Genomic DNA, 22,657 nt, shown 5'->3' on the forward strand with positions numbered 1-22,657 from the left:
CTGCGTAAAGGACATCGCCGGTCCGATCGGCGGGCGTGTCGGCCGGACCCGGCCCGTCGGCCGCCCGCGGTGTCGTCCCCTGCGTGCGGGAGCCCGCGGCGGACGGCGTAGGCTACCGCTGTCACCAGCCGGGCAGTCAGGCGAGAGAGGGTAGAAGATGGCGTTTTTCCGACCGAGAGTGAGCCGGGAGGCGGAGGTTCGCCACCACGCCGACCAGGAGGTCGGGAAGGGCTTCCCCGAGCTTCTGCGCAAGGCCCGCCTGGCCGAGGCCGCGCTGCGCGAGGTGCAGGCCGCCACGTCCTCCTCCGCCGAGCGGCGGGCCGCCGCCCTGGTCCTGGACAAGGCCCTGACCGAGGTGCTGCGCGCGGCCGAGGCCAATCAGCGGGTGGCCTTCGGCATCCGCTCCTACGACGACCGGCTCCGCCGCCGCAAGGGCAGGGCGACCCCCGAGGGGGTCCGGTGGACCACCGAGGTCGAGCGCCTGCGCACGCTGCGTGAGCGCAACCGCCTCCTCGACATGCCGCGCGACGTGCTCCCCGTCGGCACCGCGCACCGCGCGGGCGCCGCGCACTGAGCACGCACTGAACGGGCGCTGAGCGCGCGCCTGAGCGCGGGCGCCGCGAAGCGCACCGGGTCCCGGTACGGCAGGCCGTACCGGGACCCGGTGCGTCGCGGGTTCAGCTGGCCCAGTCGAGCAGCGGGCGGGTGTTGCTGGGGTGGCGCAGCTTGGACAGGGACTCCTTCTCCAGCTGGCGGATGCGCTCCCGGGTCAGGCCGAGGTGCTTGCCGATCTCGTCGAGGGTGTGGGGCTTGCCGTCGACGAGGCCGAAGCGCAGGGCCATGATCCGGGCCTCCCGGGGGGAGAGGTTGCCGAGCACGCCGCGCAGCTGCTCGCCCAGCAGCTGGCGGTCCACCACCTCGGAGGCCTCCGGGGAGTCGACGTCCTCGATGAGGTCGCCGATGGTGGTCTCGCCGTCCTCGCCGATGGTGGCGTTGAGGCTGAGCGGCTGGCGGCTGGTGCGCAGCAGCTCCTCGATCTGGTCGGGGGTCCGATCCAGCTCGACCGCCAGCTCCTCGGGCGTGGGCTCGCGGCCCAGCCGCTGGTGCATGTCGCGCTCGACGCGGGAGAGCTTGGAGAGCATCTCCAGCACGTGCACGGGCAGCCGGATGGTGCGGGCGGAGTCGGCGAAGCCGCGCTGGATGGCCTGCCTGATCCACCACATGGCGTAGGTGGAGAACTTGTAGCCCTTGGTGTAGTCGAACTTCTCCACCGCGCGGATCAGGCCGAGGTTGCCCTCCTGGACCACGTCGAGCAGGGCCATGCCGCGATCGGTGTACTTCTTGGCGACGGAGACGACGAGCCGGAGGTTGGCCTCCAGCATGTGGTCCTTGGCGCGGCGGCCGTCCTCGGCGATCCACTCCAGGTCGTCGCGGACGTCGGCGGGCAGACCGGGCTCGGACTCCAGCTTGGCCTCGGCGTACAGGCCGGCCTCGATCCGCTTGGCGAGCTCGACCTCCTGGGCGGCGGTGAGCAGCGTGCGGCGGCCGATCGACTTGAGGTAGGTGTGCACCGAGTCGCCCATGACCGACGACTGGTCGTCCAGGTCGGCGGCCTGCTCCACCTCGGCCTCGAGCTCCGCCTCGTCGGGGGCGGTCCAGCCCTCCTCGGCCAGCTTCGCCTCGAGGTTCTCCGGCACGTCGTCCGGGCCCGGCGCGGCCCTGTCCGCCTCGTCCGCGAGGAGGCCCTGCGGAGCGGCCGTGCTGGTGTCCTCCGCGGTCTCCTCCGCGCCCTGCCGCGCGCCCTGCTGTGCGCCCTTCCCGGCGGTCCTGCCGCCGGCGGCCTTGGCCGTGCGCGGGGAGGTCGTCTTGCGGGCCGCCGTCTTGCGGGCGGCGGTCTTGGCCGCGGCCTTCCTGGTGGCCGCGGCGAGCGTGGGCTCGTCCTCGGCGGCCAGGCTCACACCGGCCTCGGTGAGCTCGCGCAGGATCGTCCGGCCCTCGGCCGGGCTGATGCCCGCGTCGGCGAAGGCGTGACGCAGCTCCGCGAGAGAAAGGTGACCCTGAACTCGCCCTCGGTCAAGGAGCTGCTCGAGGGTCGTCGGGGCCTCGGTCGAGGTCGCGGCGGCGGTTTGGGGCATGAGGACACCTCCTCCGTTACGGAGTCGTCTGTTTTCAGGCTGTGGGTGTTGACACGTTGCGGAGTGGGGCGGCCGGGGGGGCCGCTCAGCGCACCAGTACCAATAACCCCGTCGGCGACCTTTCTGTTCCCGGCTTGACGGGGAAAATATGATGGGATGGGCCGGTTCCAGCCGGACCATCCCATTCGACGTCGGTCTCGGCCGCCCGGAGCGGCCTAATCGGTCGAGTCGACCGGGCCCTCGGGGGCGTCCCCGGCCGGGCCCTCGACCGCGGGGAAGGGCCCCTCGACCACCGGGAGCGGCATCGGCAGGGCGTCCTCCATCCGGTGCTCGGTCCAGTAGCGCGCCGCCTTCTCGGGTTCGGGGTCGACCTCGGTGGAGACCACGAAGTCCTCCGGCGGGGCGGTCCGCTCCGGCGGGGCGGGCGGGACGGAGGCGGTCGGCGGGACCGGGCCCGCGGGGACCGGCGCGTTCGGCTCGACCGCGGGCACGGGCACGGGCACGGGCTCACCGGCCCGCTCGATCCCGCCGGCGGAGGCGGCCGCCGCGACGGACGCGCCGCCGGTGAGGATCACGGCGACGACTCCGGCGGAGGCCCACGTCTTGCGGGTCGGCTTCATCGGGCCCCTCCTTCCTGGTCGTGTCATCCCTTCGACGCTCCGGAGCGCCTCACGGTTCCCGCCGCAGACCGCGGCGGAGCGCGGCGAGGTCCGGCTTGCCGTTGGGCAGGAGCGGTATCCCGGGGACGACGACCACCTCGGCCGGGGCCGCGTAGGCGGGCAGCCGCTCCTTGACGAAGGCGCGGAGCTCGGCCGGCGACGGGGGCGCGGAGGAGACCACGACGGCGACCACCCGCTCGCCCCACTCGGGGTCGGGGCGGCCGACCACGGCGGCGTCGGCGATCGCCGGGTGCTCGGCCACGACGGCCGCCACGGCCGCCGCGACGACCTTCTCGCCACCGGTGTTGATCACGTCGTCGGCCCGGCCCAGCACCCGCAGCCGGCCGCCTTCCAGCGTGCCGAGGTCGGAGGTGACGAACCAGCCGCCGTCGCGGGCCGCGGCGGTCAGGTCGGGCCGGAGCCGGTAGCCGGAGAAGAGCACGGGGCCGGCGATGCGGATCCGGCCGTCCCGGGACCCGCCGCCGATCTGCAGATCTACATTGTCAAGGGGCCGGCCGTCGTAGACGCACCCGCCGCAGGTCTCGCTCATGCCGTAGGTGGTGACGACCCGGGCGCCGACCGTCCGGGCCCGGTCCAGCAGCCCCGCCGGGGCCGCCGCCCCGCCGAGCAGGATCGTCCGGAACGCCGACAGGTCCGCCGAGACGTCGAGGAGGCGGTGCAGCTGGGTCGGGACCAGCGAGACGTGGTCGGCCCCGGAGGCGAGCACCGCCTCCGGGGAGAAGCCGTCGTGGACGACCGGCTCGGTCCCGCTCAGCAGGGACCTGACCAGCACCTGCAGGCCGGAGACGTGCGAGGGCGGCAGGCAGCAGAGCCACCGCTCGCCGGGCCGGGCGCCCAGCCGCTCCAGGGAGGCCGAGGCCGAGGCGCGCAGCGCGGCGGCGGACAGCTGCACGCCCTTGGGGGCGCCGGTGGTGCCGCTGGTGGCGATCACCACGGCCACCTCCGCGGGGACGGGCTCGCCGCCGGCCTGCCGTACGCCGTCCAGCCGGGCCGGGCGCAGGGCCTCCAGCGCCGCCCGCAGCGCGGGACCGGGCAGGTCCGGCGGCAGGGGCAGGATCGCGGGGCCCGTGAAACCGGCGTCGAGCGCCGCGGCGACCGCCTGGAACAGCGCGGGTCCCGGCGGCAGCGTCACGGCGTGCAGCTCCCGGCCGGGGCCGGCGGCGGGCCGTCCGGCGGGCGGCTCCTCGTGCACGGGACCGGTCATCACGGTCGTAAGGTTAGTGCCGATGAGCCGGACGACGACCGAGGGGCCGGTGCAGCGGAAGGGGACGGAGCGATGTCGGCGGGGGCGGCGCTGCGGGTGTTCCGGATTCCGATGCGGACCCGCTTCCGCGGGCAGACCGTCCGCGAGGGCGTGCTGCTGGGCGGTCCGGCCGGGTGGGGGGAGTTCTCCCCCTTCCCCGAGTACGGCCCGGCCGAGTGCGCCCGCTGGCGCGCCTGCGCCGAGGAGGCGGCCTTCACCGGCTGGCCCGCGCCGCTGCGCGACCGGATCCCGGTCAACGCCATCGTCCCCGCCGTCGGCCCCGAGCAGGCGCACGCGATGGTACGGCGGGCCCGCTGCGGCACGGTCAAGGTGAAGGTCGCCGAGCGGGGCCAGGGCTTCGCCGACGACCTGGCGAGGGTCGAGGCCGTCCGTGACGCGCTCGGCCCGGCGGGCCGGATCCGGGTGGACGTCAACGGCGCCTGGGACGTCGAGGCGGCGGTGGCCCGGATCACCGAGCTCGACCGCCGCTTCGGCCTGGAGTACGCCGAGCAGCCCTGCGCGACCCTGGACGAGCTGGCCCGGGTCCGCAGGCGGGTCGAGGTGCCGATCGCGGCCGACGAGTCGATCCGGCGCGCGGAGGACCCGCTGAAGGTCAGGGCGGCGGAGGCGGCCGACATCGCGGTGGTGAAGGTGCAGCCGCTCGGCGGCGTGGCGGCCGCGCTGCGGGTGGTGGAGGCGTGCGGGCTGCCCGCCGTGGTCTCCAGCGCGGTGGAGACCTCCGTCGGCCTGGCCGCCGGGGTGGCGCTCGCCGCGGCCCTGCCCGACCTGCCCTACGCCTGCGGCCTGGGCACGCTCTCCCTGCTGGAGGGGGACGTGGTGGCCGACCCGCTCGTCCCGGTCGACGGGATGCTCCCGGTGCGGCGTCCCGACGTGGACCCCGGCGCCCTGTCCCGCTACGAGATCGAGTCCCCCGCCTGGGTGCGACGCCTGAAGGAGGCACGGTGAACCCCGCGACCGCGCTCGCGACCGTCCTGGTCGACGAGCTGGTGCGCTGCGGCCTCACGGACGTGGTGCTCGCGCCCGGTTCGCGCTCCGCTCCGCTCGCCCTGGCCGTGCACGCCGACAGCCGGGTCCGGCTGCACGTGCGCATCGACGAGCGGTCGGCCTCCTTCCTGGCGCTGGGCCTGGCCCGGCGCGGCGAGCGCCCGGTGGCCCTGGTCTGCACGTCGGGCACGGCGGCGGCGAACTTCCACCCGGCGGTCATGGAGGCGCACCAGTCGGGGGTGCCGCTGCTGGTGCTCACCGCCGACCGCCCGCCCGAGCTGCGCGACACCGGCGCCAGCCAGACGATGGACCAGCTCAAGCTGTACGGCACGGCGGTCCGCTGGTTCGCCGAGGTCGGCGCCCCCGAGGAGCGGCCCGGCCAGGTCGCCTACTGGCGCTCCCTGGCCTGCCGGGCCTACCAGCGCTCGCTCGGCCCCGCCGACCCGGGTCCGGTTCACCTCAACCTGGCCTTCCGGGAGCCGCTGGTCCCCGACGGCGACGACTCCTGGTGCGAGCCCCTGGACGGCGGTGCGGACGGGCCCTGGGTCCGTGCGCGGGTGGCGCCTCCGGCCGCCGCGCTGCACCTGCCGAAGACCCGCAGGGGCGTGCTGGTGGTCGGCGACGGCGCCGTCGGCACGCGCCGGTACGTCGCGGCGGCCGGCATGGCGGGCTGGCCGGTGCTGTCGGAGCCCAACGGCGGCGCCCGCTACGGCGACCACACGATGTCGGCCTACCACCATCTGCTGAGCACCCCGGAGTTCACCGAGGCGCACCGTCCCGAGGTGGTGGTCACCCTCGGCCGTCCCAGCCTGTCGAAGTCGCTGCTGCGGTGGATGGGCCGGGTCGGGGGCGAGCACGTCGTGGTCGCCCCCGACCTGACCCGCTGGCCCGACCCGACCCGCTCGGCCACCCAGGTGGCGCAGGCCGTGGAGATCCCGATCGCGGCCGGGGACGACGCCTGGCTGCACTCCTGGCGCCGCGCCGACGCGGCGGCCCGGGCGGCGATCGACGAGGTGCTGGACGACTCGGGCCTCAGCGAGCCGCGCCTGGCGCGGGACCTGGCGGACCTGCTGCCCAACGGGTCGCTGCTGACGGTCGGCTCCTCCATGCCGATCCGCGACCTGGACCAGGCGATGCGGCCCCGACGGGGACTGCGGATCCTGTCCAACCGGGGCGTCGCCGGGATCGACGGGGTGGTCTCGACCGCGATGGGCGCGGCGCTGGCCCACAACGGCCCGGCGTTCGCGCTGATGGGCGACCTGACCTTCCTGCACGACCAGAACGGGCTGATCCTCGGCCCGCTGGAGCCCCGCCCCGACCTGTGCCTGGTCGTGGTGAACAACGACGGGGGCGGGATCTTCTCGCTGCTGCCGCAGGCCGCGTTCCGCGATCCGTTCGAGCGGGTCTTCGGCACCCGGCACGGGGTGGACCTGGCCTACGCGGCCGCGGCCACCGGCACGCCGTACACCGCCGTGAGCGAGCCCGGGCAGCTGGACAAGGCGCTGCGCGGGCAGGGCGTGCGGATCGTGGAGGTGCGCACGGAGCGGGAGTCCAACGCGGCGCTGCACGTCACCATGCGGGAGGCGGCGAGCGCGGCGGTCCGCGCGGCCATGGCGGGGTGACGGGGGAGGCCCGACGCCCGTCCGACGGGCCGGCGGTGTTCCCGAGGCGGGCGGGCCGGCGGTGTTCCCGAGGCGGCTTGCGGTGTCCTCCCCGGGCCGGGATCGGACCTGTCCCGTCGGCGGCCGCAGGAATTGCCGGATCATTCCTGCCCGGCCCTGGAAATCGTGAAGGACCGTCCGCCTGTAAATGCTCACCCGCCGTATCTCATGTCACGCGGGCACCTGGCTCCAGAGAACATCCGACATTTCTATCAGGACGGTCCGGCGCGCGCCACGGGTGGATAAACGCAGTCGGCCGGTCGCGGACGGTGAGCCTCCAGGCCGGGGAAGGGGGCCGGGTTGACCGGTGTCTCCGCCCTCGTATAGGGTGCCCGAATTTTTTTCGGATATCCGGCCCGACCTTCTGGGACGGCCCCCGTCGGCGCATCCCCGTTGGGTGATCGCCTGGTGGCGGTGCGTCAGGTTTCGGTGCTTGTGCGATCTTCGGTCCGCCGTAACCCCGATGGATGCCTGGTTTTTGTCGTTCGGAGGCTGTCCGATTCGAGTGGGGGTCGAGGAAGGGGGCCGGTGGAGCCCGACATGACAGCCCGCTGCCGCGTATTGTTTCCAAGTCTGTAAACACCGGGTTCCGGTCATCCGTAACAGGGTCGTCAACGGTTCTCCGAGGTCGCGGCGGGAATCTTGACGCCTTCCCTTCCGGGTGTATATAAGAGTCATTGTTGTTTATGAGAGGTATGTAACAGGGTGGGGTACGACCCCGTATCACATCTGAATTCCGGGGCGTTTCAGCCTTGCAGGAGGGCGCCGTACATGGCGACCGGTCACCCGCCGCAGTCGACTCATGAATCTCCTCCGACATTGTTCTGCCTGCCCTATGCCGGAGGCGGCGCGAGCGCCTACCAGAGCATGCGGGCGGCGCTCTCGGGCACCGCGGAGGTCGTCGCGCTCAACCTGCCCGGCAGGGAGGGGCGCATCGCCGAACCGCCGCGCGTGTCGATCGGCGAGATCGCCGACGAGATGGCTCCCGCCACGGGCCGGCCGTACGCGGTCTACGGCCACAGCATGGGCGCGCGGATCGCGTTCGAGGTGGTCCGGGAACTGCGTCGCCGGGCGCTGCCCATGCCGGTGCGCCTCTACGTCGGCGGGGCGCATCCGCCGGACCGCCGGGTCCCGCTGGCCGCGGCCGTGGGACTCGCGGACGAGGCGTTCATCGAGCAGCTGGTCCGCCGCGCCGGTGCCCTGACGGAGCTGCGGGACGTGCCGGAGCTGCGGGAACTGCTCCTGCCCCTGCTGCGCAGCGACTTCACCTGGATCAAGGAGTACCGGTACGCGCCGGAGCCACCGCTGGACGTGCCCCTGGTGGCCTTCGCCGGCCTCGACGACGCGGAGGTCCCCGCACCCGTGATGCTCGGGTGGAGCCGGCACACCCGGTCCCGGTTCCGGCTGCGCACCGTGCGCGGCGGCCACCTGTTCCTGGCGGACGCGCACGCCGATCTTCCCCGGCTCATCGCCGAGGACCTGGCGGCGGGCGACCCGGCGGGCGGGCGCGCGGAAGGCCCGCCGGGTGCGGCGCCCCCCGCCGAGGACGAGGTGCACGTCTGGCTCGCCGCCCGGGAGACGTCCCCGGGACGCCTGGTGGAGGAGGTCCTGCGCCGGTACGGCACGGCCCGGCGGTCCCTGCGCCACGGCGCCGACCGGCACGACGGCCTGGCGCTGGCCGCCGTCTCCCGGGACTGCGCCGTCGGGGTGGCGGTCGAGCGCCTGCGCGTGCCCGGCGTCCCCGGTGACGCCTTCGACGACGCCCTCCTCCATGCCGACGAGCGGGAGCAGATCGAGGACGCCGCCGAGGAGGACCGGCCGTGGCTGGCGCTGCGCGCCCGTACGGCGAAACGGGCGCTCGCGGAGGGGAGCGGGGCGGCCCCGGACCGGATCGGCTTCGCCGACCTCACCGCCCCCGGTCCGTGGCGGCCCTTCGCCCACCGGGTCCCCGGGCCGCCCCCGCCGGACCGCGACACCCGCGCCGCGGGCGTCGCGGATCCCGTGCCCCCGCCCGGCGACGGCCCGCCCGTCCCGGACCTGACCGGGTGGCAGGTCGTCCACCTGCCGCTCCGGGTCCCCCGCGGGGAGGCGGTCGCGGCCGTGGCGCTGCCGCGCGACCGGATGCGGCTGCGCTTCGACACCCTGACGGACGGCCTGCGGTGAGCGGAGGCACGGCGGCGGCGCTTCTCCACGAACTCGTCGCCGTCCAGGCCGCCCGCACACCGGAGGCGACGGCCGTACGGCAGTGGCACCGGCGGCTGAGCTACCGGCAGCTCACCGACGCCGCCGACGCCTTGGCCGGACGGCTCCGCCGGGCGGGCGTGGGACCGGAGGTGCGCGTCGGCGTCTGCGCCCGCCGCACCCCCGAAGCGCTGGTCGCGATCCTCGGCGTCCTGCGGGCCGGGGGCGCGTACGTGCCGCTGGACCCCGGGCACCCGCCCGCGCGGCTGGCCGGGGTCGTCGAGGACGCGGGGATCCGGCACGTGGTCGCCGGTCCGGAGGCGGGCGAGCTGCTGGCGGGGGTCCCGGTCCGGCTCTTCCCGGCCGACGGCGACGCGGACGGCGCGGGTGGCGGCGCGGGCGGTGACGCGGACGGCGCGGGCGGCGACCCGGCGGCGCCCGATCGCGGGTCCGGCGGGAGCGGGGACGGGCCGCCGGCCCTCCACCCGTCCAACGCCGCCTACGTCCTGTACACCTCCGGTTCCACGGGCCGGCCGAAGGGCGTGGTGGTCAGCCACGCCGCCGCCGTCGCCTTCGTCGGGATGGCCGGTGCGTTCTTCGGCCTCGACGCCGCCTGCCGCAGCATCGGGTTCGCCGCGCTGGGGTTCGACGTGTCGGTGCTGGACGTCTTCGCCCCGCTGGCCAGGGGCGGCTCGGTCATGTTCGTCCCGGACGAGGACCGGGTCGATCCCGTGCGCCTGCAGCGTTTCCTGGAGGCGCACGAGGTCAGCTGGGGGACCGTTCCGCCCGCGCTGCTGCCCCTGCTCGACCCGGACCGGCTGCCCCGGCTGCGCGACGTGCTCACCGCCGGCGAGCCCGCGGGACCGGAGCAGGTCGCCCGGTGGGCCCGGCCGGGCCTGCGGCGCTTCCACAACTGGTACGGGCCCACCGAGACCACGGTGTGCGTGGTCGGGACCGAGCTGTCCGGCGTGTGGGACCGGCCGCTGCCGATCGGCCGCGCCCTCCCGGGGTGCACGGCGCACGTCCTGGACGACCGGCTGGAGCCGTGCCCGCCCGGCACGCCCGGAGAGCTGTGCATCGGCGGCCCCCAGCTGGCCCGCGGCTACCTCGGCCGGCCCGGCCTGTCGGCCGAGCGCTTCGTGCCGGACCCGTACGGCCCGCCGGGCGCGCGGCTCTACCGCACGGGGGACCGGGTCGTGGAGGAGCCCGGCGGGCGGATCGCGTTCCTGGGGCGGATGGACCGGCAGGTGAAGATCCAGGGGCAGCGGGTGGAGGCCGGCGAGGTCGAGTCGGTGCTCCGCACCCACCCGCACGTGCGCCAGGCCGTGGTGGACGTCGCCGACGGCGCGTCGGGACTGAGGCACCTGGTGGCCTACCTCGCACCGGAGGAGGCGGCCGATCCGGCGGCGATCCGCGAGCACTGCCTGACCCGGCTGCCCGCCTACATGGTCCCCACCCGGGTGGTCGGCCTGCCGGCGCTGCCTCTGACGACGGCGGGGAAGGTCGACATGGACCGGCTGCGCGCCCTCGGGCCGACCGGACCGGTGGGGTCCGCGGAATCCGCCGGGGCGGCCGTCGCCGTCGCCGACGCCGGGGCCGGGACCAGGGCCGATGCCGACGCCGGGGCCGACGCCGGGGCCGGGGCCGGGAGCGCGCCCCGCAGCGCGACCGAGCGCCGGGTCGCCGCGGTGTGGGCGCGGACCTTCGGAGGCGCGGAGCCCGGCGGCGACGAGGACTTCTTCACCGCGGGCGGCCACTCGCTGCTCGCGATGCGCCTGGTGGCGGCCCTGCGGGCGGAACTGGGCAGGGAGATCGGCATCGAGGACGTGCTGTCCGGCCGTACCGTGGCGGGCCTGGCGCGGCGCGTGGCGGCGGCCCCGCCGGCCGGCGACCCGCCCGCCCTCCCCCCGCCCGACGCCCCGCCCGCGCTCTCGGCGATCCAGCGGCGCATGTGGTTCGTGGAACGGCTCTCCCCGGGCACGCCCGCGCACAACATCGCGATGGCGCAGCGGCTGTCCGGCCCGCTGGACACCGGCGCGCTGCGCGACGCCCTGTCGGCGGTCGCGCTCCGCCACGAGGTGCTGCGCTGGCGGATCCCCGAGGCGGGAGGCGTCCCGGCGGTCGCCGTCGACCCGCCGGGCGAGGTGCCGCTTCCGGTGGAGGACCTGACCGGAGGTTCCGCCGGGAGCGCCGCCGAGGGCACCGCGGGGGAGGCCGCCGGGGTCTCCGCCAGGAGCGCCGCCGGGGACGTCCTGCGCCGACGGCTGGAGGCCGAGGCGCGCCGCACCTTCGACCTCGCCGCCGGACCGCTGTGGCGGGCGCGGCTGTTCCGCCTCGCCCCCGACGAGCACGTGCTCGCGGTGACCGCCCACCACATCGTCTTCGACGGCCTGTCCCAGGCGGTGCTGTACGACGACGTCGCACGGGCCTACCGGGGCGCGCCGCACCCGCCGCTCGCCACGTCGTTCGGCGGCTACGTCGCCTGGCTCGCCGGCCGGGAGACCGCGGCGGACCTCGACTGGTGGGCCGAGACGCTGGACGGGGCGCCCACCGTGCTGGAGCTGCCCGGCGACCACCCGCGCCCGGCCGTGCAGACGTTCGAGGGCGCCGAGTCGCGGGCCGAGACCGACGCCGGCACCGGTGAGGGCGTGCGCCGGCTCGCCGCCCGGCTCGGCGTCACGCCGTACGCCGTGCTGCTCGCCGCGTTCGCCCAGGTGCTGCGGAGGCTCGCCGGCACCGACGACCTGATCGTCGGCACCCCGGTCGCCGACCGGCGGGACCCGGCCTTCGAGCCGCTGGCGGGCTGCTTCGTGCACGTCCTGCCGCTGCGGCTGACCCTGCCGGACGCCGAGACGTTCGCCGAGCACGCGACCCGCTGCCAGCGGGCGCTGTCGGGCGCCTTCGCCCACCTCGACGTCCGGCTGGAACGCCTGGTGGAGCGGCTGGGGGCGGGCCGGGACCTGTCGCGCAACGCCCTGGTGCAGGTCCTGTTCAACATGTACGACTTCGCCGAACCCCGGCTCGACCTGCCCGGGATCACCGCCCGTCCGCTGCCTCCCGGGCTGCCCGGCTCGCTGTTCGACCTGACGATGTACGTCGCCGAGCGCGACGGCCGCTACGTCGTGCACGCGGTGCACAACCCCCGGCTCTTCCGCGCCGACCGGATCGAGGCCCTGCTCGCCGGCTACCTGCACCTGCTCGGCGAGCTGGTGGCCGCCCCGGACCGGCCGGTACGGTCGGCACGCCTGAGGCCGCCGGCGGTCCCGCGGGCCGGGCGTGCGGACCCGCGGGCCGGGCGTGCGGCGCCACCGGACGGGAGCGCCGGCCTGCCGGACGGGAGCGCCGGCCTGCCGGATGGGAGCGCCGGCCTGCCCGGCTGGGACGGGCCCGGACTCGTCGAGCGCGTGCTGCGCCGGGCGGCCGCGCACCCCGACCGGATCGCGATCACCGGCCGGGACGGCTCCCTGACCTACGCCGGGCTGGCCGGGGCGGCCGAGGGGACGGCGCGGGCCGTGGCCGCCGCGGGGATCGCCCCCGGGCAGACGGTCGCGGTCCTGGCCGCCCGCCACCACGAGCTGCCCGCCCTGCTGCTCGGGGTGCTGGCGAGCGGCGCGCGGTGGGCCGTGCTCGACGCGGCGCTGCCGCCCGCGCGGCTGGCGGCCCAGGCCGAGGCGGTCGGCGCCCGGGCCCTGCTGTGCTGCCCGGGCACGGCACCGCCGCCGGAGCTGGCACGGCTCCCGGTCCTCCGGCGCGGCCCGGCGGACGGACCCGCGGGCGGCCCGGTGAACGACCTCGCGGACGGCCCGGCGGACGGCCCGGCGGACGGCCGGGCGGGCGGATCCGCGGAGACGGGCGGGGGGCCGGTCCCGGCCGTGCCGCCGGAGGAGCGGGGCTACCTGTCGTTCACCTCCGGCACCACCGGGGAGCCCAAACCCGTGCGCACCGGCGAACGGCCGCTGGCCCGCTTCCTCGACTGGTACCCGCGCGCCTACGGCCTCACCCCGGACGACAGGTTCGCGCTGCTGGCCGGGCCCGCCCACGACCCGCTGCTGCGCGACGTCTTCACCCCCCTGGTGACCGGTGCGGAGCTGCGGGTCCCGGACCAGGACGCCGTCCGCGACCCGGCCGCCCTTGCCGCCTGGCTGCGCGACGGCCGGATCACCGTGGTCCACCTCACCCCGCCGCTCGCCGCGCTCGTGGCCGCCGCCCGCGTCCCCCTGCCCGACCTGCGGCTGGTGCTGTTCGGCGGGGACCGGCTCACCGGGGCCGACGTGGCCCGCTTCCGGCAGGTCGCGCCGGCCGCCCGGCTGGTCAACACCTATGGGACGACCGAGACGCCCCAGGTGCAGGCGGTGCACGAGATCACCGGGGACCCGGCCGGCGCGGGATCCGTGCCGGTGGGCCACGGGGTCGACGGCGCCGAACTGCTCGTCGTGACGCCCGGCGGCGCGCCGGCCGCCGTCGGAGAGCTCGGCGAGGTGGTCGTCCGCAGCCGCCGGCTGGCCGAGGGGTACCTCGACGGGCGGCTCACCCGCGAGCGCTTCACCGCGGAGGGCGGCGGGACCGCGCATGCCGGGGACGCCGGGGACGGGCATGCCGGGACCGCGCGAGCCGGGGCCGGGGGCGCGGGGAGCGCGCGCATCGAGGCCGGGGACGGCGGGATCCGCCGCTACCGGACGGGGGACCTGGGCCGCTACGACCCCGACGGCCGGGTCGTCCTGGCCGGGCGGCGCGACGGGCAGGTCAAGATCCGCGGTTACCGCGTCGAGCTCGGCGAGATCGAGAGCGTCCTCGCGGCGCACCCGGGGGTGCGGGCCGCAGCAGCAGCCGCCGCCGACCAGCCGGACGGGCCCGTGCTGCGCGCCTACGCGGTGCCCGCCGTGCCGGCCGTACCCGGGACGACCCCGGACGGGCTCCGGCGCCACCTGCGCGAGCGCCTGCCCGGCCATGCCGTGCCCGCGGAGGTGATCCTGCTGCCGGCCCTCCCGCTGACCCCGAACGGGAAGGTCGACCGGGCCGCGCTGCCCCCGCCGGCGCCGCGCCCGGCCCGGCCGCACCGCGAGGAGTCGGCGACCGCGACCGAGCGCCTCATCACCGCGGTGTGGCGCGAGGTGCTCGGGGTGCCGCGCGTCTCGGCGGAGGAGAACTTCTTCGACATCGGCGGGCACTCGCTCGCCACCGCCCAGGTCCAGGCACGCCTGACCGCCGCGCTCGGCCGCCAGGTGCCGATCGTGGACCTCTTCCGCTTCCCCACCGTCCGCGCCCTCGCCGCACATCTCGACGGCGACCGGCGTCCTCCCGGATCGGAGCGCGCCGCCCGGCGGATCGCCGCGCGCCAGGCCCGCCCCTCGTCGCGACGGCCGCACCCGGCCAGACAGGAGAACAAGGAATGACCGACCCGATGAGCACCGAAGGGGACCATGCGGTCGAACCGATCGCGGTCATCGGCCTGTCCTGCCGGCTGCCCGGCGCGGGCGACGTCCCGGCGTTCTGGGGCAACCTCGTGGACGGCGTGGAGTCGGTCAGGTTCTACACCCGGGAGGAGCAGGCGGCCCTCGGCGTGCCCGACTACCTGCTCGACGACCCGACGTTCGTCCGGGCCGCCTCCATCGCGGCCGACTACGGCGCCCTGGACGCCGCGTTCTTCGGCATGTCGCCGCGCGAGGCCGAGACGCGGGACCCCCAGCACCGGATGTTCCTCGAACTGGCCCACTCCGCCCTGGAGGACGCCGGGTACGACCCGGCCCGCTACGCCGGGGAGGTGGGCGTCTACGGGGCGGTCGGTTCCGACGAGTACCAGTGGATGTACATCCGGCGCGACAAGGGCGTGCACTCCTCCGTCGGCAACCTCGGCATCTACGTGGGCAACCACCCCGACTACCTGGCCACGCTGGTGTCGTACAAGCTCGACCTGCGCGGTCCGAGCCTGACCCTGCACACGGCCTGCTCGTCCTCGCTCGTCGCGGTCCACGTGGCGTGCGAGGCGCTGCGGGCCGGGGAGTGCGACATGGTGCTCACCGGCGGCGTGTCCATCGAGATGCCCCCCGAGTGGGGCTACCAGTACCACCAGGACGGCATCTACGCCGCCGACGGGCACTGCCGGGCCTTCGACGCCTCGGCGGCGGGCACGGTGTGGGGCGGCGGGGGCGGCGTCGCCGTGCTCAAACGCCTGTCCGACGCCGTCGCCGACGGCGACCACATCCGCGCGGTCGTGATCGGCAACGCCATCAACAACGACGGCGCCACCAAGGTGGGGTTCTCCGCGCCGAGCGCGGAGGGGCAGGCCGTCGCCGTCTCGCAGGCGCTCGGCGTGGCCGGCGTCGGCCCCCGCACGGTCACCTACGTCGAGGCGCACGGCACCGGCACCTCCATGGGCGACCCGATCGAGGTGGCGGCCCTGTCGACCGTGTTCGGCCGGGACACCGGCGAGGCGGGCTGGTGCGGGATCGGCTCGGTCAAGACCAACATCGGCCACCTCGGCCCGGCCGCCGGCATCGCCGGGTTCGTCAAGACGGTCCTGGCGCTGGAGAACCGGCTCATCCCGCCGAGCATCAACTTCGAGCGGCCCAACCCCGCGATCGGCTTCGGCACGAACCCGTTCTACGTCGTCAGCGCCCCGACGAAGTGGGAACCGGAGGGTTTCCCGCGCCGCGCGGGCGTCAGCTCCTTCGGCATCGGCGGCACGAACGCCCACGTCGTCCTGGAGGAGGCGCCGGCCGCCGAACCGCCGTCACCGCGGGACGGCGAGCGCCGTCCCGCCCACCTGCTGCGGCTGTCGGCCCGCACCCCCACCGCCCTGGCGGCCATGGCCGAGCGCCTGGCCGACCGGCTGGCGGAGCCGGGCCGCGACCTCGACCTGGCGGACGTCGCCTTCACCCTCGCCGTCGGCAGGCGGGAGATGAGGCACCGGGCCGTCGTGGTGGCCGCGGACGCCGCCGACGCGGTGAGCGCGCTGCGCGATCCCCGGCGGCTGGTCCGGGGGAGCGCGGGACGGCCGCGCGTGGCCTGGCTCTTCTCCGGCCAGGGCGCGCAGTACGCGGGCATGGGCGCCGGGCTCTACCGCACCGAGGAGGTCTTCCGCGCGGTCGTGGACGAGTGCGCGGAGATCCTGCGCGGGGAGATCGGCCTGGACCTGCGCACCCTGCTGATGCCCGCCGAGGGCGACCGCGAGGCCGCCGAGGAGCGGCTGCGCCGCACCGAGTTCACCCAGCCCGCGCTGTTCACCGTCGAGTACGCGCTCGCCCGCCTGTGGCGGTCGTACGGCGTGGAGCCGTCGGCGATGATCGGCCACAGCATCGGCGAGTACGCGGCGGCCGCCTGCGCCGGGGTGTTCGACCTGCCCGACGCGCTGCGCCTGGTCGCGGCCCGGGGCAGGCTGATGCAGGAGATCCCGCCCGGGTCGATGCTCGCGGTCCGCCTCGACCGGGACGAGCTGCGCGGTCGCCTGCCCGACGGCCTGTCGATCGCCACCGTCAACGGCCCCGGCGCCTGCGTGGTGGCGGGCCCGACCGACCTGGTGGAGGAGTACGCCGCCCGGCTGGAGGAGGAGGGCGCCGGGCACACCCGGCTGCGCACCTCGCACGCCTTCCACTCGCCCATGATGGACCCCGTCCTGGCGCGGTTCCACGAGCTCGTCGCGGGGGTGGACCGGCACGCGCCCGCCCTGCCCTTCCTGTCCAACCTCACCGGCACGTGGATCACCGCCGAGGAGGCGACCGACCCCGCCTACTGGACCCGCCACCTGCGCGAGACGGTGCGCTTCGGCGACTGCGTCGCCACCCTCCTGGCCGAGGGCGACTGGACGATGGTCGAGTGCGGGCCGGGCCGCCAGCTCGCCGGCCTGGCCAGGAGCCAGGTCCGGCAGGGCGGTACGGCGCCGCTGACGAGCCTGCCGGGACCGTCGGACACCAAGACGGACCTGCAGGTGCTCCTCGCCGCCGCCGGCGCCCTGTGGACGGCCGGCGCGACCGTGGACGCCGAGCGGCTGTGCGGGCCCGGCCGCCGTGTCCCGCTGCCGGGCTACCCCTTCGAGCGCTCCCGCCACTGGGTGCCGATCCTGCCCGACCCGGAGATGGTCTACCCCGCCCCGGCGCGCACGGGCGCGCTCCCGGTGGACGAGTGGTTCGGCGTCCCGGTCTGGCGCCAGCTCCCCGCCCCCGCCACCGGCACCGCGCCCGTCACCGGGCGCCTCCTGGTCTTCGCCGGGCCGGCGGCCGACCCGCTGGTCGCGGCGGTGCGCGCCGGGGGCGGCGACGTGGTGCGGGTGACGGCGGGGGACGCCTACGGGCGCGCGCCGGACGGGTCGTTCACCGTCCGGCCCGGGGTCCGCGAGGACTACGACGCGCTCGTCGCGGAGACCGGCGTCCCGCAGCGGGTGGTCCACGCCTGGGCCCTCGACGGTCCGTCCGGTGGTCCGGGCGAGGGTCCGTCCGGTGGTCCGGGCGACGGTTCGGGCGAGGGTCCGTCCCGCGGTCCGGGGGAGGGGGCGGCCGGCCGGATGTGGGCCGCGCAGGACCTCGGCTTCTTCAGCCTGCTCACCCTGGTGCAGGCGCTGGCCCAGGCCGACCGCGGGGCCGACCGCGAGACCGGGGCCGAGGCGGGCGTCCGCCTCGACGTGCTCACCTCGGGCACGCAGTCGGTCACGGGCGCGGACCTGTCCCGCCCCGAGCACGCCACGGTGGCCGGCATCGCCAAGGTGGTCCCGCTCGAGGCGCCCTGGCTGTCGGTGCGCCACATCGACCTCGCCGCCCCCGAGGCCCCCGGCGGCGCGCCGTACGACTTCGCGCCCGTGCTGGCCGAGCTGGCCCGCGACCCCGAGCCGGACCGGTCGCAGGAGGGCACGCCGCCCTCGCCGGTCGCGCTGCGCGGGGGACGCCGCTGGGTCCGGGGGTACGAGCCGCTCGACGTGGCCGCCGCACCGGGGGAGGCGGGCCTGCGGCGCGGCGGCGTGTACGTGATCACCGGGGGTCTCGGCGGGATCGGCGTCACCCTGGCCGAGGACCTGGCCGTGCGCCTGCGGGCCCGGCTGGTCCTGCTCGGCCGTTCGGGCCTGCCTCCGCGCGAGGAGTGGGACGCCCGCGCGGCCGGCGGTGACCGTACGGCCCGCGCGATCGCCGCGATCCGCCGGATGGAGGCGGCCGGGGCGCAGGTGGCGGTCCTGGCGGCCGACGTCACCGACGCCGCGGACCTGCGCCGGGTCCGGGAGGAGACGCTCGCCCGGTTCGGCCGGGTGGACGGGATCGTGCACGCGGCCGGACTGCCCGGCGGCGGCATGGCCGAGGTGAAGGAGCGCCGGGCGGCGGAGGAGGTGATGGCGCCCAAGATCCTGGGCGCGGTCGCGCTCCGCGAGGCCTTCGGCGACCTCGACCCGGACGTCGTCGTGCTCTGCTCCTCCGTCACCGCGGTCGCCGGCGGTTTCGGGCAGGTGGACTACTGCGCCGCCAACAACTTCCTCGATGCCTACGCCCAGACCTGGCCGGGCCGGGTGGTCTCGGTGAACTGGGGGGCCTGGCTGGAGGTGGGGATGGCGGCGGAGGTCGCCGCGCCGGTGGCGTTCCGCGCGCTCCAGCGGGGCGACCGGGTCGGCGCGCTGGAGCACCCCGTGCTCACCCACCGGCACGAGCCGTCCGCCGACCGGCTCCCCTGGTGCGGCGGCCGGATCTCCCCCCGGACCCACTGGCTGCTCGACGAGCACCGGATCTCGGGCGTGGCGGTGCTGCCCGGCACCGGCTACCTGGAGATCGCGCGGTGCGCCTTCGAGGAGACCGTGCCGGCCCCCGCCCCGGGCCACGTCGTCGAACTGCGCGACGTGGCGTTCACCACGCCGCTGTCGGTGGCCGACGAGGCGGAGACCGAGATCCGCGTCGGGTTCGCGCCCGGAGGCGACGGACTGGAGTTCGAGGTGACCAGCGTCACCGGCGGGCGGCCGGTCTCCCACGCCCGCGGCACCGCCGCCTGGGTCCCCGCCGCGGACCGCGCCGCCGGCGCCGACGGGCTCGCCGAGGCGCGCGCCCGGTGCGCGTACGGCACCAGCGCCGCCGCCGACGGCATGTTCGCCGCGTCCGCCTCCGGCCTGGTCTCCTTCGGGTCCCGCTGGAGCAGCCTGCGCGCCGTCCACCTGGGGCAGGAGGAGCAGCTGGCCCGGCTGGAGGCGGGTCCGGAGACGGCGGCCGAGCTGGACCGCCTGCCCCTGCACCCGGCGCTGCTGGACGAGGCGACCGCCTTCGTCAGCGCCACGGTCGGCGGCCGGTACCTGCCGCTCGGCTACGGGTCCGTGACCGTCCACGCCCCGCTGCCCGCCGCGCTGTGGAGCCACGCCCGGCACCGCGACACCGGGGGAGGCGAGGTGGTGGCGGTGGACCTGACGATGTACGACGACGACGGCGGCCTCGTGCTGGAGGTCACCGACTTCGTGCTCCGGCGCGTCGACGCCGGCGACGTCGCCCGCACCGTCGACGAGGCCGCCCGTGAGACCGCCGAGCTGCCGGCCGTCGACGAGCAGTCGGCCGCCGCCGGGGCGGCGCTCGACACCGAGGGGGCCAGGCGGGGCATCGCCCCGGCGGAGGGGGCCGACGCCTTCCGCCGGCTGGTCGCGGTGGACCTCGGCGGGCAGGTCGTGGTCAACGCCACCCCGCTGAAGGAGTTCGTCGCGGGCGTCCGCGGGCTGACCCAGGACACCGTCGCCGAGGAACTGGGCACCACCGCCGGGGAGGCCGCCGCGGACGACGCCGCGACGGGCCACGTCGCCCCGTCCGGGGAGCTGGAGACCGTCCTGGCCGGACTGTGGTGCGAGGTCCTGGGGGCCCGGCGGGTCAGCGTCGAGGACGAGTTCTTCGAGCTCGGCGGCAACTCGCTGGTCGCCGTGCAGCTCATCGCGCTGCTGCGCAAGAAGCTGGGCGTCCGGCTGCCCATGCGGAGCCTCTTCCAGGTGCCGACGGTCAGGGGGATGGCCGCGCTGGTCGAGGAGATGCGCGCGCAGAGCGCAGGCGCGGGCGGGGACGGCGACCGGGCCGCGGACGGCGGAGACGGAGGGCAGCGGGGCATCACCCGGCTGCCCCGGACGGAGAGGGCCTGACATGCGGGACGGGATGTACAAGGTCGTGGTCAACCACGAGGAGCAGTACTCGATCTGGTTCGCCGACCGGCCGGTCCCCGAGGGGTGGCGGGAGGCGGGCTTCTCGGGCGAGAAGCAGGACTGCCTCGACCACATCGACCGGGTGTGGACGGACATGCGGCCGCGCAGTCTGCGCGAAGCCATGGACGGATAGGGGCGGAGGGGCGGCAGGTGACGCGCCGTCACGTCCTGATCTCCCTGGAGACGGCGCGGCGGCTGCGCCGGGAGGGGCACGACGTCCCGCTCGTCGTGCTCTTGGGTGACCTGGTCGCCCGGTCCGGGGTGGACCATGACCAGCAGGTGCTGGGGGTGAAGACATCCCCGTCGGGTCTGCGGTAGTGCACCCGTACGCGGTAGCGGCCCGCGCCGGCCACGGCCAGGTCGGGCAGCTCCGGCGCGGCCAATGGTCGGAGATCCGCAGGTGGTCCGGCACACTGCCCACCAGGTCGCCGTGGATGACGGGCTCCTCCCGCGAGGTGTCCGCATGGTTCTCGTAGGACTCCAGGCCCATCTCGAGGAACTCGCGGCTGCGGACCGCGCGGACCGCCGTGATCCGGGGCCGGCGGCGGAAGCGGTCGCAGGCGGCCTGGCCGGCGGCCTCCCGGCGGGCGACCTCGGCCTCCGCGGCGTCGATCTCGCGCTGCACGTCGGCTGCGGCGGGCGGGCGGGAAACCCAGCCAGCCATCGACGACCGGCTCCTCGAACGCCGAACGCGGCTCCACGTCGTGAACCGCGAGCCACTCCTCACTCCAGCGCTTCAAGAAGGGCTTCCATGCCTCGCGGTCCACGCGGCACTCCTTCACCTCGATCATGCCGCGTCCATTCCAGCAGCGACCACTGACATTCAGCGTGCCGCTCATCTCCGCGGGCGCGGCAGAGCCGACCGCGGCGGGCGGTCGGGCTGCGGCCCGCGCCTGCTCGGTCGACGCGATCGGCAACGTCGACACCCTGCTGCAGACGCTGAACGGGCTGTCGGCCATGTTCGACGAGGACTGATCCGTCCCCGCGCGAAGACATGAGCGACACACCGCCTCGGGGTCCGCCGGTCGCGGCCGTTTGCCGTTTAGCCTGCGAAAACAGGGTCGGCTTCAGACTCCTGGCCGTGTGAGTCCCCGCTGGGCGGTCGACCTGGTGCAGGCAGGTCCTATACGGAGACGACTTTGATCAAGAGGTTCACCGCCGGTGCCGTCATCACCCTGGTCGCGTTGTCCGGGACCCAGATGATGGCTCAGCCGGCCAGCGCCGCCAAGCGGTACAGCAGCCCCTGCGAGGGCATCCGCAACTGCCAGGCAGGGTTTCAGGACGGCGAGGGGTGGATGGTGATAACCCCGAAGAAGAACTGGAAGAAGGCCATCTACCGGTTCAAGCGTTTGAAGAAGAGCGCCAAGCGGGTCTGCCCCCACGTGTATCCGAAGCTCACCATGTCCCTCAACAATCCGAGCTCCACCCGGCACAGAGCCGTCACGATCAAGGCGTCGGGCAAGCTGCCCCGCTCCCGATGCTTCACCTGAATCGCGTTCTCGCAGCTGCCGCGCGATCCCGTCGGTCTCCAGCGCCACCCAGGCCCGGTGCCGAGGCCGTCCTCATGCTTCGGGCCGCTCAGGAGTTGAGTTCGGCGAGCCAGCGGAGCTGTTCGAGGCGGTCGTCCAGGGTGGGCGCGTTCAGCCCGGCGATCAGCGTGGTGACGCCGGCCGCGCGGTAGGCGGCCAGCCGATCGCGCACCCGCGCGGGCGTGCCGCACAGGCTGAGCGTGTCCACCAGGGCGTCCGGGATCTCCTCCATGGCCTCGCCCAGGCCGCCGTCGAGGTAGGCGTCCTGCACGCGGGCGGCGTCGGCGGCGAAGCCCAGGCGGTGCGCGAGCCGGTTGTAGAAGTTCACCTGCCGGGTGCCCATGCCGCCGAGGTAGAGCGCGAGCATGGGCCGCACCAGGTCGCGGGCGTAGTCGGCGTCGTCGTCCACCACGGCCATGACCATGGGGGAGACGGCGATGCGCGACGGGTCGCGTCCGGCGCGGGCCGCGCCCTCGCGCAGGTATCGAAGCGAGTCCGCGACGTGCTCGGGCGGGAAGTGGATCGGCAGCCAGCCGTCGGCGACCTCCCCGGCGAGGGCGATCGCCTTGGGGCCCATGGCGGCCAGATGAACGGGGAGCGGCCGGCGGACCGGCTCGACCGCCAGGGTCAGCTCCTTGCCGCGGCCGCCGGGCAGGGGCAGCACCAGGGTGGGACCCTCGTGGCGGACGGGCCGGCCGTCCAGGGCCGTGCGCACGACCTGGACGTAGTCGCGCAGGTGGGCCAGGGGCCGCTCGTAGCGGTGGCCGTGCCAGCCCTCCGCCACCTGCGGCCCGGAGGTGCCGAGGCCCAGCCGGAACCGTCCGCCGGACAGGCGGTCGATCGTGGCCGCGGCCATGGCGGCGGCGATGGCCGTACGACCCGAGATCTGCAGCACGCCGGTGCCGAGGCCGATCCGCTCGGTGCCCGCGGCCAGCCAGGCGAGGGTCGTCGCGGGGTCGGCGCCGTAGCCCTCCGAGCTCCACACGGACTCGTACCCTAACCGCTCCGCCTCCTGGACCAGTTTCAGTTGGTCGTCGGGGGTGGACGCGGCGGATCCCAGGGTGCCGAGACTGAAGCCCAGACGCACGG

Annotated in this window: 14 protein-coding genes; 10 read left to right on the plus strand and 4 right to left on the minus strand. The window is 75.8% G+C overall.

All coding sequences use genetic code 11. The features are described from left to right. The first annotated feature begins 157 nt into the window (after positions 1-157). Entirely contained in the window at positions 158-574 is a 417-nt protein-coding gene (locus HS045_RS19830) for a hypothetical protein (protein WP_196452956.1), read from the plus strand. A gap of 103 nt (positions 575-677) precedes the next feature. Here the strand turns inward: HS045_RS19830 and HS045_RS34755 are convergent, their stop codons facing one another. From HS045_RS34755 to HS045_RS19845, 3 genes are all read right to left on the minus strand, one after another. After that, positions 678-2,135 carry an RNA polymerase sigma factor gene (locus tag HS045_RS34755; protein ID WP_230884496.1) on the minus strand — a complete coding sequence of 486 codons (1,458 nt, stop codon included), beginning with the start codon at positions 2,133-2,135 and terminating at the stop codon, positions 678-680. Positions 2,136-2,350: 215 nt separating this feature from the next. Then, on the minus strand, positions 2,351-2,755 hold the full coding sequence (locus HS045_RS19840; RefSeq protein ID WP_196452957.1) for a hypothetical protein: 405 nt from the start codon (positions 2,753-2,755) through the stop codon (positions 2,351-2,353). A 49-nt stretch (positions 2,756-2,804) separates the two neighbouring features. Continuing rightward, complete coding sequence (locus tag HS045_RS19845) at positions 2,805-4,019, minus strand: AMP-binding protein (protein ID WP_196453727.1); 1,215 nt, start codon at positions 4,017-4,019, stop codon at positions 2,805-2,807. Positions 4,020-4,091: 72 nt separating this feature from the next. Here HS045_RS19845 and HS045_RS19850 point away from each other — a divergent pair, with 72 nt between their 5' ends. The 9 genes from HS045_RS19850 (at position 4,092) to HS045_RS19890 (ending at position 21,529) form a co-directional block, all read left to right on the plus strand. Continuing rightward, positions 4,092-5,024 carry an o-succinylbenzoate synthase gene (locus HS045_RS19850; RefSeq protein ID WP_196452958.1) on the plus strand — a complete coding sequence of 311 codons (933 nt, stop codon included), beginning with the start codon at positions 4,092-4,094 and terminating at the stop codon, positions 5,022-5,024. Then, positions 5,021-6,685, plus strand: a complete 1,665-nt coding sequence (gene menD / locus HS045_RS19855) for a 2-succinyl-5-enolpyruvyl-6-hydroxy-3-cyclohexene-1-carboxylic-acid synthase (RefSeq protein WP_196452959.1) — start codon at positions 5,021-5,023, stop codon at positions 6,683-6,685. Before HS045_RS19850 ends, menD begins: the two co-directional genes overlap by 4 nt. An 810-nt stretch (positions 6,686-7,495) precedes the next feature. Continuing rightward, on the plus strand, positions 7,496-8,887 hold the full coding sequence (locus HS045_RS19860) for a thioesterase (protein ID WP_196452960.1): 1,392 nt from the start codon (positions 7,496-7,498) through the stop codon (positions 8,885-8,887). Continuing rightward, positions 8,884-14,298 carry a non-ribosomal peptide synthetase gene (locus HS045_RS35555; RefSeq protein ID WP_196452961.1) on the plus strand — a complete coding sequence of 1,805 codons (5,415 nt, stop codon included), beginning with the start codon at positions 8,884-8,886 and terminating at the stop codon, positions 14,296-14,298. Before HS045_RS19860 ends, HS045_RS35555 begins: the two co-directional genes overlap by 4 nt. A gap of 8 nt (positions 14,299-14,306) precedes the next feature. After that, the gene (locus tag HS045_RS19870; RefSeq protein ID WP_230884497.1) at positions 14,307-19,979 is read left to right on the plus strand and encodes a type I polyketide synthase; all 5,673 of its coding nucleotides are present in this window, start codon (positions 14,307-14,309) and stop codon (positions 19,977-19,979) included. A gap of 1 nt (position 19,980) precedes the next feature. Beyond that, entirely contained in the window at positions 19,981-20,172 is a 192-nt protein-coding gene (locus tag HS045_RS19875; protein ID WP_196452963.1) for an MbtH family NRPS accessory protein, read from the plus strand. A 17-nt stretch (positions 20,173-20,189) separates the two neighbouring features. After that, on the plus strand, positions 20,190-20,357 hold the full coding sequence (locus tag HS045_RS19880) for a hypothetical protein (protein ID WP_196452964.1): 168 nt from the start codon (positions 20,190-20,192) through the stop codon (positions 20,355-20,357). 510 nt (positions 20,358-20,867) lie between these two features. Then, on the plus strand, positions 20,868-21,014 hold the full coding sequence (locus HS045_RS19885; RefSeq protein ID WP_196452965.1) for a hypothetical protein: 147 nt from the start codon (positions 20,868-20,870) through the stop codon (positions 21,012-21,014). Positions 21,015-21,178: 164 nt separating this feature from the next. Beyond that, a complete protein-coding gene (locus HS045_RS19890) occupies positions 21,179-21,529 on the plus strand; it encodes a hypothetical protein (protein ID WP_196452966.1) in 351 nt (116 codons plus the stop codon). 88 nt (positions 21,530-21,617) lie between these two features. Here HS045_RS19890 and HS045_RS19895 read toward each other — a convergent pair whose 3' ends face one another. Then, positions 21,618-22,655 carry an LLM class F420-dependent oxidoreductase gene (locus HS045_RS19895; RefSeq protein WP_196452967.1) on the minus strand — a complete coding sequence of 346 codons (1,038 nt, stop codon included), beginning with the start codon at positions 22,653-22,655 and terminating at the stop codon, positions 21,618-21,620. Positions 22,656-22,657: the final 2 nt, after the last annotated feature.

The sequence above is a fragment of the Planomonospora sp. ID82291 genome (assembly GCF_015711645.1).
GTDB lineage: Bacteria > Actinomycetota > Actinomycetes > Streptosporangiales > Streptosporangiaceae > Planomonospora.

What these genes read in the sequence shown, in the direction of transcription:
- HS045_RS19830 (WP_196452956.1), top strand. Translation starts at nt 158, where the DNA reads ATGGCGTTTTTCCGACCGAGAGTGAGCCGGGAGGCGGAGGTTCGCCAC.
- HS045_RS19850 (WP_196452958.1), top strand. Translation starts at nt 4,092, where the DNA reads ATGTCGGCGGGGGCGGCGCTGCGGGTGTTCCGGATTCCGATGCGGACC.
- HS045_RS34755 (WP_230884496.1), bottom strand. Translation starts at nt 2,135, where the DNA reads ATGCCCCAAACCGCCGCCGCGACCTCGACCGAGGCCCCGACGACCCTC.
- HS045_RS19875 (WP_196452963.1), top strand. Translation starts at nt 19,981, where the DNA reads ATGCGGGACGGGATGTACAAGGTCGTGGTCAACCACGAGGAGCAGTAC.
- HS045_RS19845 (WP_196453727.1), bottom strand. Translation starts at nt 4,019, where the DNA reads ATGACCGGTCCCGTGCACGAGGAGCCGCCCGCCGGACGGCCCGCCGCC.
- HS045_RS19860 (WP_196452960.1), top strand. Translation starts at nt 7,496, where the DNA reads ATGGCGACCGGTCACCCGCCGCAGTCGACTCATGAATCTCCTCCGACA.
- HS045_RS19870 (WP_230884497.1), top strand. Translation starts at nt 14,307, where the DNA reads ATGAGCACCGAAGGGGACCATGCGGTCGAACCGATCGCGGTCATCGGC.
- HS045_RS19840 (WP_196452957.1), bottom strand. Translation starts at nt 2,755, where the DNA reads ATGAAGCCGACCCGCAAGACGTGGGCCTCCGCCGGAGTCGTCGCCGTG.